Origin of the sequence: Streptomyces beigongshangae, from assembly GCF_019710745.1 — a bacterium.
Taxonomy (GTDB): Bacteria; Actinomycetota; Actinomycetes; order Streptomycetales; family Streptomycetaceae; genus Streptomyces; species Streptomyces beigongshangae.
Genome location: NZ_JAHKJW010000007.1, coordinates 1 through 17860 on the forward strand (window position 1 = coordinate 1; position 17860 = coordinate 17860).

Sequence of the window (17860 nt, forward strand, 5' to 3'; positions counted from 1 at the left end):
GCGCCCCGTACGGCGAGCTGGTCCTCGGCGCCGGGCGCGGCGAGCACCGCGCACAGCCGGGCCGCGGCCCGTGCGTCCGGCTGCGGTGGCAGGTCCACGAGGCCGCCCCAGCGGCGCGGGTGTTCCAGGGCGGCACACCGGCCCAGGCCCCAGCTCATGTGCTGGGCGGGGCGCACGGCCGGGTCGGCGGGGCCGACGGCGACGGCGCCGCGCGTGACCCACCACAGCGGCGCCTCGATGCCGGCGTCACCGAGCGCCTGCACCAGGGCGAGGTTGAGGGCGGTGCCGACGGGCGCCGCCGGCCGGCGCGAGTGGGATCGTTCGTCGGTGGCGAGAAGCGACAGGACGCCCGTGGGCACGGTGCCCGCCAGGGCGTCGGTGAGCCGGGCGGCGAGCCGGCTCCGTGCGGTGTCGGGCTCGTCGAGGACGGCGGTGACCGCGGTGGCCCCGGCGTCCTCCAGGGCCCGCACGCAGGCGAGGGTCCGCGCGTCCTCGGCGAGGGGGGCGGGCGACAGGACGAGCCAGGTGCCGGACAGGCGGGCGGCGGCGGGTTCGGGAAGGGGGTGCCAGGCGGGCCGGTAGCGCCAGGACTCGACGGTGGCGCGCTCGGCGCGCCGCTGCCGCCAGTCGGCGAGCGCGGGCAGGACGGCGCTGAGCGGCTCCCCGGGCCCGACCCCCAGGGTGGCGGTCAGTTCGGGCAGGTCGCCGGTGCGGACGGCCTCCCAGAAGCGGTCCTCCACCGGATCGGTGCGCACGCCCGCCGTGTCCGGGGCGGACGGTGCGGGTGCCGACTCCAGCCAGTACGGACGTCGTTGGAAGGCGTAGGTGGGCAGTTCGGCCGTTGCCTGGTGGCCGTCCTCGTGGCCGTCGAACACGCGCGACCAGTCCGGGGACAGACCGCGGGTGTGGGCCTCGCCGAGGGCGAGCAGGAAGCGGTCGGGGCCGCCCTCCCCGCGGCGGAGCGTGCCGAGCACGGCGGGCCGCTCCGGGCCCGCGGACTCGGCGGTCTGCTCCACGCCCGTCGTCAGCACCGGGTGGGGGCTGACCTCGACGAAGAAGCCGTAGCCCTGGTCGAGCAGGCCGCGGACGGCTTCGTCGAAGCGTACGGTCCGCCGCAGGTTGCGGTACCAGTAACGGGAGTCGAGGACCGTCGTGTCGGGCAGCGGGCCGGCGTCGACGGTGGAGCAGAAGGGCACGTCGGCGGCGACGGGGACGAGGCCGGACAGCGCGCTGTGCAGCCGCTCCTCGATCCCCTCGACGTGCGCGGAGTGCGAGGCGTAGTCGACGGGCAGGACCCGGGCCCGTACGTCCCGCGCGACGAGGGCGTCGACGACGCCCCGGACGGCCTCCGGGTCCCCCGAGAGCACCGTGGTCGCGGGCCCGTTGACCGCCGCGACGGACAGCCGCCCCTCCCATGGTTCCAGGTACGGGCCGAGGTCGGCGGCGGACAGCGGCACGGACGCCATCGCGCCCTGTCCGGCGAGGTCCCCCAGCGCCCGGCTGCGCAGCGCGACGACCTTGGCCGCGTCGTCCAGGGACAGCGCGCCCGCCACGCACGCGGCGGCGATCTCGCCCTGGGAGTGCCCGACCACCGCGTCCGGTTCGATGCCGTACGAGCGCCACAGGTGCGCCAGCGACACCATCACCGCGAACAGCGCGGGCTGCACGACGTCCACGCGCTCCAGGGACGGCGCGCCCCGGGCGCCGCGCAGCACCTGCTCCAGGGACCAGTCCACATGCGGCGAGAGGGCCCGTTCGCACGCGGCCATCCGGTCCGCGAACGCCGGCTCCGCGTCGAGGAGGCCGACCGCCATCCCCGGCCACTGCGAGCCCTGCCCGGGGAAGACGAACACGGTCCTGCCGACGGGCCCGGTGGTCCCCCGTACGACACGCGGGGACGGGGTGCCCGCGGCGAGCGCGGTCAGCCCTTCGACGAACCCGGCCCGGTCCCGCGCCACGACGGCGGCGCGGTGCTCGAAGGCGGAGCGGGTGGTCGCGAGGGCCCGGCCGACGGCGCCGTCGGCGGCCCCGGCCCGGCCGGACCCGACGTGCGTGAGGAGGCGCGCGGCCTGGGCGCGCAGGGCGTCCTCCTGCCGGGCGGAGAGCACCCACGGCAGCGGGCCCGCGGCGGGCACGGGCCCCGGCACGGCGGCCGCCTCCGCGGTGCCCTGTGTTGCGTCCTGCCCGATGTCCTTGCCGGCGCCCTGTGCAGCGTCCTTCCCGGCGCCCTTCCCGGCGCCCTGCGCGGTGTCCTGTGCTGCGTCCTGCCCGATGTCCTCTTCGATGACGAGGTGGGCGTTGGTGCCGCTCACGCCGAAGGCGGACACTCCCGCCCGGCGCGGCCGTCCTGCCCGCGGCCAGGGGCGGGACTCGGTCAGGACGCGGACGGCGCCCTGCGACCAGTCGACGAACGGGGTCGGCTCGTCGACGTGCAGGGTGCGGGGCAGCCGGCCGTGGCGCAGCGCCATCACCATCTTGATGACGCCGCCGACGCCGGCCGCACCGGAGGTGTGGCCGATGTTCGACTTCAGCGAGCCGATCCACAGCGGCCGTCCGGCGTCGCGCCCCCGCCCGTACGCGGCGAGCAGGGCCTGCGCCTCGATGGGGTCGCCGAGGCGGGTGCCGGTGCCGTGCGCCTCGACGGCGTCCACGTCCCCGGCCGTCAGCCGGGCGTCGGCGAGGGCGTCGGCGATGACGCGTTCCTGGGCGGGGCCGCTGGGCGCGGTCAGCCCGTTGCTGGCGCCGTCCTGGTTGACGGCGGAGCCCCGGACGACGGCGAGGACCGGATGGCCGTTGCGGCGGGCGTCGGCGAGGCGCTCCAGGACGACGACACCGGCGCCCTCGGACCAGCCGGTGCCGTCGGCGGAGGCCGCGAACGCCTTGCAGCGTCCGTCCGCGGACAGGGCCCGCTGACGGCTGAAAGCGACGAACGCGTCCGGCGTGGCCATCACCGCGACGCCGCCCGCGAGGGCGAGGGCGCACTCGCCGGAGCGCAGCGAACGGACCGCGAGGTGCAGGGCCACCAGGGACGACGAGCAGGCGGTGTCGACACTGATCGCGGGGCCCTCCAGGCCCAGGGTGTAGGCGACGCGGCCCGGGACGACGCTGGCGGCCGTACCGGTGTCGAGGAGTCCCTGCAGTTCGGGGACGCCGCGCGAGGTGCTGCCGTAGTCATTGCGCATCGCGCCGATGAACACGCCGGTCCGGGTGGAGCGCAGCGCGGCCGGATCGACGGCCGCGCGCTCGACGGCCTCCCAGGCGGTCTCCAGGACGAGGCGCTGCTGCGGGTCCATGGCCAGCGCCTCGCGCGGCGAGATCCCGAAGAAGCCCGGGTCGAAGTCGGCGGCGTCGTGCAGGAAACCCCCGTGGCGCGTGGCGGAGGTGCCGGGGTGGCCGGGGTCCGGGTGGTAGAGCGCCTCGGTGTCCCAGCCCCGGCCGACGGGCCACTCGGTGATGGCGTCGGTGCCGCTGTCGACGAGGTCCCACAGCCGCTCGGGGGTGTCGGCGCCACCGGGGTAGCGGCAGCTCATGGCGACGATCGCGACGGGCTCGTGACGGGCGTCCTCCGCCTCGCGCAGGCGCCGCCTGGCGTCCCCCAGGTCCGCCGTGGCGCGCCTGAGGTATTCGAGGAGCTTGTCGTTGTCCGGCATGGGTGTCCCGCTTCTCCCTCAGGCGCCGTAGTTGTTGTCGAGCAGTTCGAAGAGTTCGTCGGCCGTGGCGGTGGTCGTGTCCGTGGTCGTGCCGGTGGCCGCCGCCCCGTCGCCGCCCTCGCGCGTCCGGCGGCTGTTCCAGGCGCGCAGCAGGTCCCGCAGCCGGGTACCGATCTCGCCGGCTTCGGAGGTGTCCGTGTCCGCGCCGGCCAGCGCGTCGGCGAGGCGGTCCAGCTGGGCGAGGACGGGCCGCTCCGGTCCGGGTGGCGCGCCCAGCCGTTCGTCGAGGTGGGCGGCGAGCCGGGCGGGTGTGGGGTGGTCGAAGACCGCGGTGGACGACAGCGGGAGCCCGGTCGCCTCACCGAGCCTGTTCCTGAGCGCCACGGCGAGCATCGAGTCCAGCCCCGCCTCGACGAAGGGCCGTCCGGGTTCGACGGACGCGGCCTCGGAGTGTCCGAGCAGGGCGGCGGTGTGCGCGACGACCAGACCGAGGAGGGTGCGGCGGCGGTCGGTCCCGTCCAGCGGGGCGAGCCGTGCGGCGAGTCCGGCCGCGGGGTCCGCCGCGGGCGGCCCGAGCGGTCCGGCCGGGGACTCCGGGGCGGTGCCGGCCGCCGTCGCGGCGACGGCGGACCGGCCCGGGGTGGGCAGCCAGTAGCGCTCGTGCTGGAAGGCGTAGGTGGGCAGGGGGACGTGCGCACGCGTGGGCGGGGGCAGCACGGCGGCCCAGTCCACGGGGGCGCCGTACGTCCACGCCTCGGCGAGCGAGGCGAGGAGGCGGTCGGCGCCGCCGTCGTCGCGGCGTACGGTGCCGACCGCGGCGACGGGCCGCCGCGCCCGTTCGGCGGTCCCGGCGACCGCGGCGGTCAGCACCGGGTGCGGGCTCACCTCCACGAACAGGTCGTGCCCGGCGGCGAGCAGGTTCTCGGTGGCGCGCGCGAACGCGACCGGTTCGCGCAGGTTGCGGTACCAGTAGGCCGCGTCCAGGACGGCGCCGTCGACGGGATCGCCGGACACGGTGGAGTACAGCGGCACCCGCGGCGTCCGGGGCCGTACCGCGGCGAGGGCGCTGCGCAGCGTGTCGCCCACGTCGGTGACCTGGGCGGAGTGGGCGGCGTAGTCCACGGGGACCCGGCGGGCCCGTACGGCCGCGCGTGCGCAGTCGGCGAGCAGTCTCTCCAGTGCGGCGGACCCGCCCGCGACGACGACGGCCTGCGGGCCGTTGACCGCGGCCACACCGATCCGCCCGTCGTACGGCAGCAGCAGTTCCCGTACGCGCTCCTCGGGCGCGGCCAGGGAGACCATGCCGCCGCGGCCGGTCAGCGCCACCAGTGCCCTGCTGCGCAGGGCGACGACACGGGCGGCGTCCTCCAGGGACAGCGCCCCGGCCACACACGCCGCCGCGATCTCCCCCTGCGAATGCCCCACCACCGCAGCGGGCTCGACCCCGTACGACCGCCACACCTGCGCCAGCGACACCATCACCGCCCACAGCACCGGCTGCACCACGTCCACCCGCTCCGGCGAAGGCACACCCGCCGACCCACGCACCACGTCCGGCAACGACCAGTCCGTGTACGGGGCGAGAGCCTCGGCACACTCCGCGACGTGTGCGGCGAACACCGTGGAGGTGCGCAGGAGTTCACGTCCCATGCCCGGCCACTGCGACCCCTGCCCGGGGAAGACGAACACGGTACGTGCCTCGCCCGCGCGCCCCGTGACGGCGCCGGGTCCGGGGGCCCCGTCCCCCAGGGCCGTCAGCGCGCCGAGGATCTCCTGCCGGGTGCGGCCGGTCACCGCGGCGCGGTGGCGGAAGGCGGTGCGGGTGGTGGCGAGCGCGTGGGCGAGATCCGCGAGGGGCAGTCCGGGCTCCGCGTCGGCGTGTGCGCGCAGGCGGCGGGCCTGGGCGCGCAGGGCCGGCGCGGAGGCGGCGGACAGCGGAAGGGCCACGGCGTCGCCGGCCACCGGCTCCGGTGCGGTGGAGGCGGGGCGCGGGGCGGCCGCCGGGTCGTCGTCCGGGGCCTGTTCGAGCACCACGTGCGCGTTGGTGCCGCTCATGCCGAACGAGGAGACCCCGGCGCGGCGCGGCCGGCCGGTCCCCTCCCACGGGCGGGCCTCGGTCAGCAGCCGTACCGCGCCCTGGGACCAGTCCACCCCGGTGGAGGGCGTGTCGACGTGGAGGGTGCGGGGCAGCAGGCGGTGGCGCAGCGCCAGGACCGTCTTGATGAGGCCCGCGATGCCGGCGGCGGCCTGGGTGTGGCCGATGTTGGACTTCAGCGAGCCGAGCCACAGCGGCCGTTCCGCGGGCCGGTCCCGGCCGTAGACGGCGAGCAGGGCCTGTGCCTCGATGGGGTCCCCGAGGCGGGTGCCGGTGCCGTGCGCCTCGACGAGGTCGACGTCGGCGCCGGTCAGCCCGGCGGTGGCCAGTGCCCGGCGCAGGACGCGCTCCTGCGCGGGCCCGCTCGGCGCGGTGAGGCCGTTGCTGGCGCCGTCCTGGTTGACGGCGGAGCCCCGGACGACGGCGAGGACCCGGTGACCCCGCCGGCGGGCCTCCGAGAGCCGTTCGACCACCACGACGCCGACGCCCTCGCCCCAGCCGGTGCCGTCGGCGCCGTCCGCGAAGGACCGGCACCGGCCGTCGGGCGAGAGTCCGCGCTGCCTGCTGAACTCCACGAAGGGGTCGGGGGACGCCATGACGGCGGCGCCGCCGACCAGCGCGAAGGAGCACTCCCCCGCACGCAGCGCCTGCCCGGCCAGGTGCAGGGCGACCAGGGAGGAGGAGCAGGCGGTCTCGACGGTGACGGCGGGCCCCTCGGTGCCGAGGGTGTAGGCGACGCGTCCGGAGGCGACGCTCGTGACCGTGCCGCTCAGCAGGTGGCCCTCCACGTCGGCCGCCGGGTCCCGCGGTCCGGTGCCGTAGCCCTGCCCGGCGACGCCCAGATAGACGCCGCCCTGGCTGCCGCGCAGCGATCCGGGGTCGAGGCCCGCGCGTTCGAGGGCCTCCCAGGAGGTCTCCAGGAGGAGCCGCTGCTGCGGGTCCATGGCGAGCGCCTCGCGCGGCGAGATCCCGAAGAAGGCGGCGTCGAAGTCGCCCGCGCCGTCGAGGAACCCGCCGCCGCTCGTGCAGAGGGTCCCCTCGCACGCCGGGTCGGGGTCGTAGAGGGCGTCGAGCGGCCAGCCGCGGTCGTCGGGCAGCGGGCCGATCGCGTCCCGCTCGCCCGCGACGAGGTCCCACAGGTCCTCGGGGCCGCGCACCCCTCCCGGGAAGCGGCAGGCCATGCCGATGACGGCCAGCGGCTCATCGGCGGCGGTCGTGGCGGTGGTCGTGTTCGGCGCGTCCCGCGGCGCGGGGTCGGCGCCGTTCAGTGCGATGCGCAGGCGCTCGCCGAGCTCGGTGGCCGTGGGGTGGTCGAAGACGGTGCCGGCGGGCAGGGTGAGGCCGGTGGCGGCGGCGAGGCGGTTGCGCAGTTCGACGGCGGTGAGCGAGTCGAATCCGAGGTCGTGGAAGGACCGCCCGGCGTCGACGGCCCGCGCCGCGCCGTGGCCCAGGACGGCGGCCGCCTCGGTGCGCACGAACTCGGTGAGCACACGGTGCCGCTCGGCGTCGGGCAGGGCGGCGAGCCGCTCGCGCCAGCGGGCCGCGGCGTCGGACCCCGTGTCGCGCGCCGGTTCGGGTGCCGCTTCGGGAAGGTCGCTGAACAGCGCGCTCTCCCGTCCGGAGCGGAAGGCCGGGGCGAAGCGCGGCCAGTCCATGTCCGCGACCGCGACGGCGCTGTCGTCGTGCTCCAGGGCCCGCCACAGCACGCCGAGCGCCGTATCGGGCGCCATCGGGACCAGGCCGAGGCGGCGCAGCGCCGTGCCGGTCTCCCCTTCGGCCATGCCGGGCCCGGCCCACGGCCCCCAGGCCACGCAGGTCGCGGGGCGCCCCTGTGCGCGCCGTCGTCGCGCGGTGGCTTCGAGGGCGGCGTTGGCGGCCGCGTAGGCGGCCTGTCCCGCGCTGCCCCAGACGGCGGAGACCGACGAGAAGAGCACGAAGGCGTCCAGGTCCTCGCCGAGCAGGGCGTCGAGGTGTGCGGTTCCGCGCACCTTGGCCGCGGTCTCCTCGGTGAACAGGGCGGGCGTGCAGTCCGCGATCCGGGTGCCGGAGGTGACACCGGCCGCGTGGAAGACGGCCCGTACGGTGTCGCCGTCGGCCGCGAGACGGGCAAGGAGGTCCGTGAGCGCCGGCCGGTCGGCGACGTCGCAGGCCACGACGGTGGTGCGGGTGCCCGCCGCGGTGAGTTCCCGGACGAGTTCGGCGGCGCCGGGGGCCCGCGGCCCGCGGCGGCTCGTCAGGACGAGGTGGCCGGCGCCGTCCCGGGCGAGACGGCGGGCCACGTGCGCGCCGAGACCGCCGGTGCCGCCGGTGACGAGGACGGTGCCGCGTACGGTCCACGCGGGTCCGCCGCGCCCCGGCGTGCGGCGGTCGCCGGCAGCGGGCCCCCTGACCAGGCGGCGGCCGTGCAGGCCGTCCGCGCGGACGGCCACCTGGTCCTCGGCGCAACCGCCGTCGCGGGTGCGCACGGCTCCGGCCAGCAGGGCGCACAGGCGCCGCAGGGCGGCGTTGTCGGGCTGGTCGGGCAGGTCCACGAGACCGCCCCAGCGCTGCGGGTGTTCGAGTGCGGCGACCCTGCCGAGACCCCACACCTGGGCCTGTTCGGGCCGGTCGGGTCCGCGGCCGTCCACGGCGACGGCACCGGTGGTGACGCACCACAACGGGGCGTCGGCGCCCGCGTCGCCGAGTGCCTGGACGAGCTGGAGGGTGCTCTCGGGACCGGTGCGGGGGGCGAGCAGCGACAGTACGCCGACCGGGCCGGGCGGTACCCGGGCGGCGAGCCCGGACCGGTCGGTGCCGTCGGGGACGGTGAGGACGGACACGTCGGCGCCGTGCTCGGTGAGCGCGGTCCGGCACGCCTCGGCGAGCGGCGCGCCGGCGGCCGCCGCGGGCACGACGAGCAGCCAGGTGCCGGACAGCCGGGCGTGGCCCGGGTCGGGCAGGGCGCGCCAGGTGACGCGGTAGGTCCACGCGTCCGCGGCCCCGGCCGCGTCGGCCGGGCGCGGTGCGGGCCAGTACCTGCGGTGCTGGAACGGATAGGTGGGCAGGTCGGGCGGGGGCGTGCGGGCGGGGGTGCCCGCGGTCCAGTCGACGGGCACCCCCCGTACGTGCAGGGCGGCGAGGGCCCCGGCCAGCGACTCGGCCTCGGGGCGCCCCTCGCGCAGCAGTGGTACGGCGCGGCAGTCGTCCCCGGCGGCGCGGCACTCCTCGACCAGGCCGGACAGGACGCCGGCCGGGCCGAGTTCGAGGCAGCTGGTGGTGGACTCCGCGAGCAGGGTGCGGGCGCCGTCGAGGAAGCGGACGGTGGAGCGGACGTGCCGCACCCAGTACCCGGGGTCGCACAGCTCGCCGGCGGTGGCGCGCTCGCCGGTGAGGTTGGAGACGACGGGGATGCGTGGCGGCGCGTACGTCATCCGGCGTGCCACGGAACCGAACGCGTCGAGCATCGCCTCCGTGCGTACCGAGTGGAAGGCGTGGCTGACGGCCAGCTCCTTGGTGCGGCGGCCCCGCGCGCGGAAGACCCCGGCGAGGCGCAGGACGGGCGTGCGGTCACCGGACAGGACGGTGGAGCGCGGTCCGTTGACGGCGGCGACCGAGACGCCGTCCGCGTCGGCGCCGGCGTCCGCGAGCAGCGCCCGTACCTCCTCCTCGCCGGCCTCCACGGCCGCCATGGCGCCGCCGCCGGGCAGCGCGTCCATCAGCCGGCCGCGCGCGGCGACCAGCGCGCAGGCGTCCGGCAGGTCGAGCACCCCGGCCACGTGGGCGGCGGCGAGCTCGCCGACGGAGTGCCCGAGCAGGGCGTCGGGCCGTACGCCCCAGTGCTCCAGCAGCCGGAACAGCGCCACCTGGAGGGCGAACAGCGCGGGCTGGGTGCAGCCGGTGCGGTCCAGGAGCGCGGCCTCCCGGGTGCCGGGGGCGGCGAACATGACGTCGCGCAGCGGCAGTCCGGGGTCCGGGGGGAGATGCGGTGCCAGGTGGGTGAGGACGTCGTCGAGCGCGTCGGCGAAGACGGGTTCGGTGCGGTACAGCCCGGCACCCGTGCCCGGCCGCTGGCTGCCCTGGCCGGGGAAGAGGAAGGCCGTGCGGCCGGGCGCGCCCGCGTGGCCGGTGACGAGCCGCCCCGAGGAGGCTCCGTCGGCCAGGGCGTCCAGGGCGGCGAGGACCGCCTCGGGGTCGTGGTCGAGGACGGCGGCGCGGTGGTCGAGCAGGGCGCGCCGGGTGGCGAGGGCGTGGGCCACGTCCGCGAGGTCCCGGATGGGACGTTCGCCGAGATACGTACGCAGCCGGGCGCCCTGCGCGCGCAGGGCGCCCGGGGTGCGGGCGGACAGCAGCAGGGGCACGGCGACCGCTGTGCCGGGTGCTCCGTCCACCGCCGGTGCCCCGGCGGTGGGTCCCTCGGGGGGCGGTGCCTGTTCCACGACGACGTGGGCGTTGGTGCCGCTGATGCCGAACGAGGAGACCCCGGCCCGCCGCGGCTCGCCCGTCTCCGGCCAGGGTGCCGGCCCGGTGAGCAGCCGTACGTCACCGGCGGACCAGTCGATGTGCGGGTTCGGCGGGTCGGCGTGCAGCGTGCCGGGCAGTTCCCCGGCACCGAGGGCGAGCACCGTCTTGATGAGCCCGGCGACTCCGGCGGCGGCCTGGGTGTGCCCGATGTTGGACTTGACCGAGCCGAGCCACAGCGGCCTGCCGGCGGGACGCCCCGCGTGCACGGCCTGGAGCGCCTGGACCTCGATGGGGTCGCCGAGCACGGTGCCGGTGCCGTGCGCCTCCACGGCGTCGATCTGGTGGGGGCGCAGGCCCGCGTCGGCGAGGGCGGCGCGGACGACGGCCTGCTGGGCGGGCCCGCTCGGGGCGGTCAGGCCGTTGCTCGCGCCGTCCTGGTTGACGGCCGAGCCCCGGATCACGGCAAGCACCCGGTGGCCGTCCCGGCGGGCGTCGCCCAGCCGCTCCAGGAGCAGCACCCCGGCGCCCTCGCCCCAGGCGGTGCCGTCCGCGCCCGCGCCGAACGCCTTGCACCGTCCGTCGCGGGCCAGGCCGCGCTGGCGGCTGAACTCGACGAACAGGCGGGGGGTGCTCATCACCGTGACGCCACCCGCGAACGCCTGGTCGCAGTCGCCGCGCCGCAGCGCCTGGGTGGCGAGGTGCACGGCGACCAGCGACGAGGAGCAGGCCGTGTCCACGGTGAGGGCGGGGCCCTGGAGTCCCAGGACGTAGGAGATGCGGCCGGACATCACGCTCGCCGTGTTGCCGGTGAGGAGGTGCCCTTCGGACACCCCGGGGTCGGCGCCGGCGACACCCGTGTAGTCCTGGCCGTTGGTGCCGACGAACACCCCGACCCGCCGGCCGCGCAGTGCGGCCGGATCCTGTCCGGCGTTCTCCGCGGCCTCCCAGGAGGTCTCCAGGAGGAGCCGCTGCTGCGGGTCCATGGCGAGCGCCTCGCGCGGCGAGATCCCGAAGAAGGCGGCGTCGAAATCGGCGGCGTCCGTCAGGAACGCGCCCTGCGTGCAGTAGGTGGTGCCGGGCCGGTCCGGGTCCGGGTCGTGGAGTCCGGCCGTGTCCCACCCCCGGTCCGAGGGCCAGTCCGTGACCGCGTCCCGGCCCTCCGCGAGCAGCCTCCACAGCTCGGCGGGGCGTCGTACGCCGCCGGGGAACCGGCAGCCCATGCCCACGACGGCGATGGGCTCGTCGTCGTGGGCGGCCGGGGCGGCCGGGGCGGCGGACCTGCCGGCCGGGGTCCGGGCGCCGGCGGGGCCGCCCTGTGCGCCGGACGTGCCGGGCCCGCCGAGTTCGTCCAGGAGGTGGCCGGCGAGGGCGGCCGGCGCGGGTCGGTCGAAGAGCACGGTGGCGGACAGCCGTACGCCGGTGGCGGCGGACAGCCGGTTGCGCAGTTCGACCGCCGTCAGCGAGTCGAACCCCATGTCCGTGAAGGCCCGTTCGGGACGCACGGCGTCGGGAGTGCGGTGCCCGAGGACGGCCGCCGCGTGCGTGCGTACGAGGTCGGTGACGAACCGGGCCCGTTCGGCGGCGGGCACGGCGGCGAGCCGCTCGCGGAGCGTCCCCTCGGGCGCGTCGGTCCGGTCCCGGCCGCCGGTCCGGTCCCGGCCGTGGCTGCCGCGGTCGCCGTCACCGCCGTCGTCGTTGCGGCCGGTCAGTTCGGAGAGCAGGGTGGCGGCGTGCGGTCCCGCCGTGCCGGCGAACCGCCGCCAGTCCGCGTCGGCGACGACGACCAGCGCGTCGTCCTCGGCGAGGGCACGCCCGAGGGCGGTGACGGCGGCCGCGGGGTCCATGGGGAACAGGCCGCGCTCGCGCAGCCGGTCCGCGACCCCGTCGGCGAGCATGCCCTCACCGGCACCCCAGGCGCCCCAGGCGAGGGCGGTGCCGGGCAGCCCGTCGGCCCGCCGGGAGGCGACGAGGGACTCCGACGCGGCGTTGGCCGCCGCGTAGTTGGCCTGTCCCGCGTTGCCCACGACGCCCATGACGGAGGTGAAGACGACGAACGCCGAGAGATCGAGGTGCGCGGTCGCCCGGTGCAGTACGTCGGCGGCGGTCACCTTGGCCCGGAGCGACGCGGCGAGCCGTGCGGGGGTGAGGCCGTCGAGGACGCCGTCGTCGAGGACGCCCGCCGCGTGCACGACGGCCGTCAGCGGACGGTCCCGCGGCAGCGTCCCGAGCAGTTCCGTCACCTGCTGCGGGTCGGCGACGTCGCACGCCGCCACGGTCACGGCCGCACCCGACTCCTCCAGCTCGGCCCGCAGCGCGTCCGCGCCCGGCGCCCGCGGTCCGCGCCGGCCGACGAGGAGCAGATGCCCGGCGCCGCGCGCGGCCAGCCACCGCGCCACATGGGAACCGACGCCTCCGGTGCCGCCGGTGACGAGGACCGTGCCGTGCCCGAACGCCCCGTCCGGGACGGGTGGGCCGGCGGGCGCGGGCGCGGGCAGCAGCCGCCGTCCGTGGACACCGGTCGCCCTCACCGCGACCTGGTCCTCGTCGGTCACGGACGTCAGCACGGCGCACAGCCGCCGCAGCGTCCGCTCGTCCGGTTCGTCGGGCAGGTCGGCCGTCCCGCCCCAGCGGCCGGGGTGTTCCAGCGCGGCGCAGCGGCCGAGGCCCGCGACGGCCGCGTGGGCGTACGCCCCCGGCCGCTCACCGGCTTCGACCACGGCCGTGCCGCGTGTCACGCACCACAGCGGCGCGTCGATCGCGGCGTCACCGAGCGCCTGGACGAGTGCGAGGGTGAGCGCGAGCGCGCCGGGCAGTCCGGTGTGCCCGGGATGCGTGCGCCGTTCGTCCGCCAGCAGGGAGAGGACTCCGGCGACGGGTCGCCGTCCGGCGGCCGCGGTGAGCGCGGCGGCCAGTGCGGCGCGGTCCTGCCCGGGCCCTTGGGCGGTCACGACGGTGAGTTCGAGGCCGATCGCCTCCAGCCCGCGCACGACGTCGGCGGCGGCCTTCTCCCCGGGGCACACCGCGAGCCAGTGCCCGGGCGGCGCCGGGGCGGGGCGCAGCTCCAGCGGCCGCCAGCCCACGCGGTACCGCCAGGAGTCGGCGCGCCGCTCCCGCGTCCGGCCGGCCCGCCAGGCCGCCAGCGCGGGCAGCACCTCGTCCAGGGCCTGCGGTGTCACCCCCAGCGTCCGGGCCAGAGGCGCCGGTTGCGCTGTCGCGAGTTCCTCCCACAGCCCGTCCGCCTCCCCGGGCCCGCCGGCCGCCGGCGTCGTACGCGGGCCGGAGGACAGCCAGAACCGCTCGCGCCGGAAGGGGTAGGTGGGCAGCTCGATCCGGGTGGCGCCGGTGCCGTCGAAGACGGTGGACCAGTCGACGGCGACGCCCTGCGCGTGCGCCCGGCCGGCGGCCAGGAGCATGCGCCGCAGGCCGCCCTCGTCGCGGCGCAGCGTGCCGAGGACCACGCCCGCCGTGCCGGTCGCCTCCAGGGTCTCCTCGATCGCCATGGTCAGCACGGGATGCGGGCCGACCTCGATGTACGTGCCGAAGCCCTGGTGCGCGAGGGTGCGTACGGCGGGTTCGAGGGCGACGGTGCCCCGCAGGTTCCGGTACCAGTACCCGGCGTCCATCTCCGAGGTGTCCAGCCACTCCCCCGTCACCGTGGACAGCAGCGGTACCTGTCCGGGGGCCGCTCCGATCGTCCCCAGCGCCTCCAGCACCTCGTCCTCGATGCGTTCCACGTGGGCCGAGTGGGACGCGTAGTCCACGTCGATCCGCCGGGCCCGCACGCCGTCCGCGGCGCAGGCCGCGAGCAGTTCGCCGAGGGCGTCGGTGTCGCCGGACACCACCACGGCCGAGGGGCCGTTGACCGCGGCCACCGACAGCCGTCCGGCCCAGCCGGACAGCCGTTCCCCGGCCGCCGCCGCGTCCAGCGCCAGTGATGCCATCCCGCCGTGTCCGGCGAGCCGGACGACCGCCCGGCTGCGCAGGGCGACCACCTTCGCCCCCTCCTCCAGGGACAGCCCTCCGGCGACCACCGCCGCGGCGATCTCCCCCTGCGAGTGACCGATCACCGCGTCCGGCACCACGCCGAACGCACGCCACAGCCGGGCCAGTGACACCATCACCGCCCACAGCACCGGCTGCACCACGTCCACCCGGCCCAGCCCTTCGCCCGAACGCAGCACGTCCGGCAGCGACCACTCCACGAACGGGGCCAGCGCGGCCCGGCACTCCTCCATCGAGGCGGCGAAACACGCCGATTCGGCCAGGAGTTCACGCGCCATCCCGAGCCACTGCGTCCCCTGCCCGGGGAACACGAACACCGTCCCGCCGGTTTTCGCCGCCCGGCCCTCCACCACGAACGGGGACGGCTCGCCCGCCGCCACCGCCCGTACGCCCGCCAGGAGTTCCCGGCGGTCCCCCACCACCACCGCCCGGTACTCGTGCAGCGCGCGGGTCGCCGCGAGCGACAGGCCCACGTCACCGGCGCGCGCATCCGTGCCGCACGCTTCCGCGAGGCGCGCCGCCTGCTCCCGCAGCGCGTCCGCGGACCTGGCGGACAGCACCCACGGCAGCGGCGTGCGCGCGTCGGCGGCCGCGGGGGCGGCCGTCTGCGGAACCTGCTCCACGATCACGTGCGCGTTCGTCCCGCTGATCCCGAACCCGGAGATCCCGGCCCGCCGGGGCCCCTCGCCCGGCGGCCAGGGCGTGGGTTCGGTGAGCAGGCGCACGTCGCCCGCGCCCCAGTCGACGTACGGCGTCGGTTCGGTGATGTGCAGGGACCGGGGCAGCAGTCCGTGCCGCATCGCCAGGACCATCTTCAGCACGCCGCCGACACCGGCGGCGGCCTGGGTGTGGCCGATGTTGGACTTGAGGGAGCCGAGCCACAGCGGCCGTCCCTCCGGGCGTTCCCTGCCGTACGTGGCGAGCAGCGCCTGCGCCTCGATGGGGTCCCCCAGCGTGGTCCCGGTGCCGTGGGCCTCGACCGCGTCCACGTCCTTCGCCGACAGTCCCGCGTCGGCGAGTGCCGCGCGGATCACCCGCTGCTGGCTGGGCCCGTTCGGCGCGGTCAGGCCGTTGCTCGCTCCGTCCTGGTTGACGGCGCTGCCCCGCACCACCGCCAGTACCGGGCGGCCGCCCCGGCGGGCGTCCGACAGCCGCTCCAGGAGCAGGACGCCCACGCCCTCGGCCAGGCCGAACCCGTCGGCCCGCGCGGAGAACGCCTTGCAACGGCCGTCGGCGGCCAGGCCGCCCTGGCTGCTGAACTCCACGAACATGCCCGGGGTCGGCATCACCGTCGCGCCACCGGCGAGCGCGAGGTCGCACTCGCCGCGGCGCAGTGCCTGTACCGCGAGGTGCAGGGCCACGAGCGACGAGGAACAGGCCGTGTCCACGGTCACGGCGGCGCCTTCGAGGCCGAAGGCGTAGGCGATGCGCCCGGAGGCGACGCTGCCGGTGTTGCCGGTGAGGAGGTGGCCGTTGCCGTCCGTCGCCTCGTGCAGGCGGGGACCGTAGTCCATGGTCATCGCGCCGACGTAGACCCCGGTGCGGCTGCCGCGCAGGGTGTGCGGGTCGATCCCGGCGCGTTCGAAGGTCTCCCAGGACGTTTCCAGGAGGAGGCGCTGCTGCGGGTCCATGGCGAGTGCCTCGCGGGGCGAGATGCCGAAGAAATCGGCGTCGAAGCGGTCGGCCTCGAGCAGGAAGCCGGCCTCTCGCTGGTAGTGGCGGCCCGGCGCTGTGTCCTCGGGGGCGCAGGCCCCCTCGGTGCTCCAGCCGCGGTTGCCGGGGAACGGTGTCACGGCGTCCGTGCCGTCCGACAGCAGCCGCCACAGGCGCTCCGGGCTGTCGGCGCCGCCGGGGTACCGGCAGCCCATCGCGACGATCGCCACCGGGTCGTCGTCCGCGGCCGCGGCCACGGCCGCCGTGCCGTGTCCCGCGACGCCCTTCCGGTCCGTTCGCGGATCCTCCGGGGGCGGACCGGCCGGCAGTTCGCGTCCGAGGGCCTCGGCGAGCTCCGCCGGCGTCGGGTGGTCGAAGACGGCCGTCACGGGCAGCACCGTGGCGCCGGTGACCGCGGCGACGCGGTTGCGCAGTTCCACCGCCGTCACGGAGTCGAGGCCGAGATCCGTGAAGGGGGTGTCTGCGTCGACGGGCCCCGGGTCGCCGAGCACCGCGGAGATCTCCTGGCCCAGGACGCGCAGCAGCCGCTCGCGCCGTCCGGCGGCGGTGAGGCGGGCCAGCTCCTCGCGGAGGGCGGCTGCGGGGTCCGCCGTGTCCGCGTCGTCGTCCGCCTCCCACAGGCCGGCGGGCAGTTCGGCGGGGCGGGCGTCGAACCCCGCGAAGACGGCCGTGCGGTCCGGGGTCACGCCGTGCACGTACGCCTCGCCCAGCGCGCTGAGGAACTGCGCGCGACCGCCGTGGCCGCGGCGCAGCGTCGCGCCGGCACGGGCGGTGACGTCCTGTTCGGCGGCGGTCGCCTGGAGGGCGGTGGTGAGGACCGGGTGCGGGCTGATCTCCAGGAGGGTGCGGTGGCCGTCCCGCAGCAGGGCCGCGGTGGCTTCGTGGAAGCGGACCGTGCCGCGCAGGTTGCGGGCCCAGTAGTCCGCGTCCAGGACCGGTTCCGGGAGCCGGCCGCCGGTGAGCCCGGAGTAGTACGGGAGGGCGGCGGGCAGCGGACGGACGGTGGCCAGGTCCGCGTGGAGGCGCGGCACGATGGCGTCGATGTGCGGGGAGTGCGCGGCGAGTCCGACGGCGATGCGGCGTGCGTGGACGCCCTCGGCGGTGAGCCGGGCGGCGAACTCCGTGGCCGCGGCGGTGTCGCCCGACACGATCACCGAGTCCGGCCCGTTGACGGCGGCGATCCCCAACCGTCCGTCGTAGTCCTCCAGCCGGGCTGTCACGTCGGCGGCGGAAGCCATGACGGAGACCATCTCCCCGCGCCCGGACAGGGTGGCCTGTGCCTGGCTCCACAGGGCGACGACCCGGGCGCCGTCGTCGAGGGAGAGCGCGCCGCCGACCGCCGCGGCGGAGATCTCGCCGCAGCTGTGGCCCAGGACCGCGGACGGCTCCACTCCGTGGTCGCTCCAGAGGCCGGCCAGACCGATACCGACGGCGAACAGGGCGGGCTGCACGACGTCGGGGCGCTCCGGGGCGGGCGCGCCGTCGGCGGCGCACAGCAGGTCCATGAGGGACCAGTCGACGAAGGGTTCGAGGGCCTGCGCGCAGGCGTCCACGCGCCGGCGGAACCCGGGTGCGGACGTGAGGAGTCCGGCGGCCATGCCGGGCCATTGGGAACCCTGCCCCGGGAAGACGAAGGCGACTGCGGTGCCGGGCCCACCGGGTCCCTCGGCGAGACCGGGGGCGCCGCGCCCGCGGCCGAGCGCGTCGAGGCGCTCCAGGAACTCCTCGCGTCCCCGGGCCACGAGGGCGGCGCGTCGTCCCCGGCCGGCCGTGGTGTGCGCGAGGGCGAGCCCGACGTCCGCCGGGCTCCACCCGGACAGGGTGCGCAGGTGGTCGCGCAGCCGTCGCGCCCGCGCCGCGAGGGCGCCCCTGCTGTCGCCGGACAGCGTCCACAGGAAGGGGGTCCCGGCAGGGGGGTCGGACAGGTTCACGCCATGGCTCCTCAGCACGCACGGGGACTACGGGACAGCGGCCGCGGGGCGCCGAGTGCGGACGCCCC

At 77.2% G+C, this 17860-nt stretch carries 2 protein-coding genes; both read right to left on the reverse strand.

Annotation, left to right across the window (positions count from 1 at the left end; all coding sequences use genetic code 11):
• The coding region (locus tag KM933_RS07215; RefSeq protein ID WP_221349341.1) for a type I polyketide synthase at positions 1 to 3650 on the reverse strand (3650 nt) is incomplete at its 3' end.
• Positions 3651 to 3668: 18 nt separating this feature from the next.
• The gene (locus KM933_RS07220) at positions 3669 to 17792 is read right to left on the reverse strand and encodes a type I polyketide synthase (RefSeq protein WP_221349343.1); all 14124 of its coding nucleotides are present in this window, start codon (positions 17790 to 17792) and stop codon (positions 3669 to 3671) included.
• Positions 17793 to 17860 lie beyond the last annotated feature (68 nt).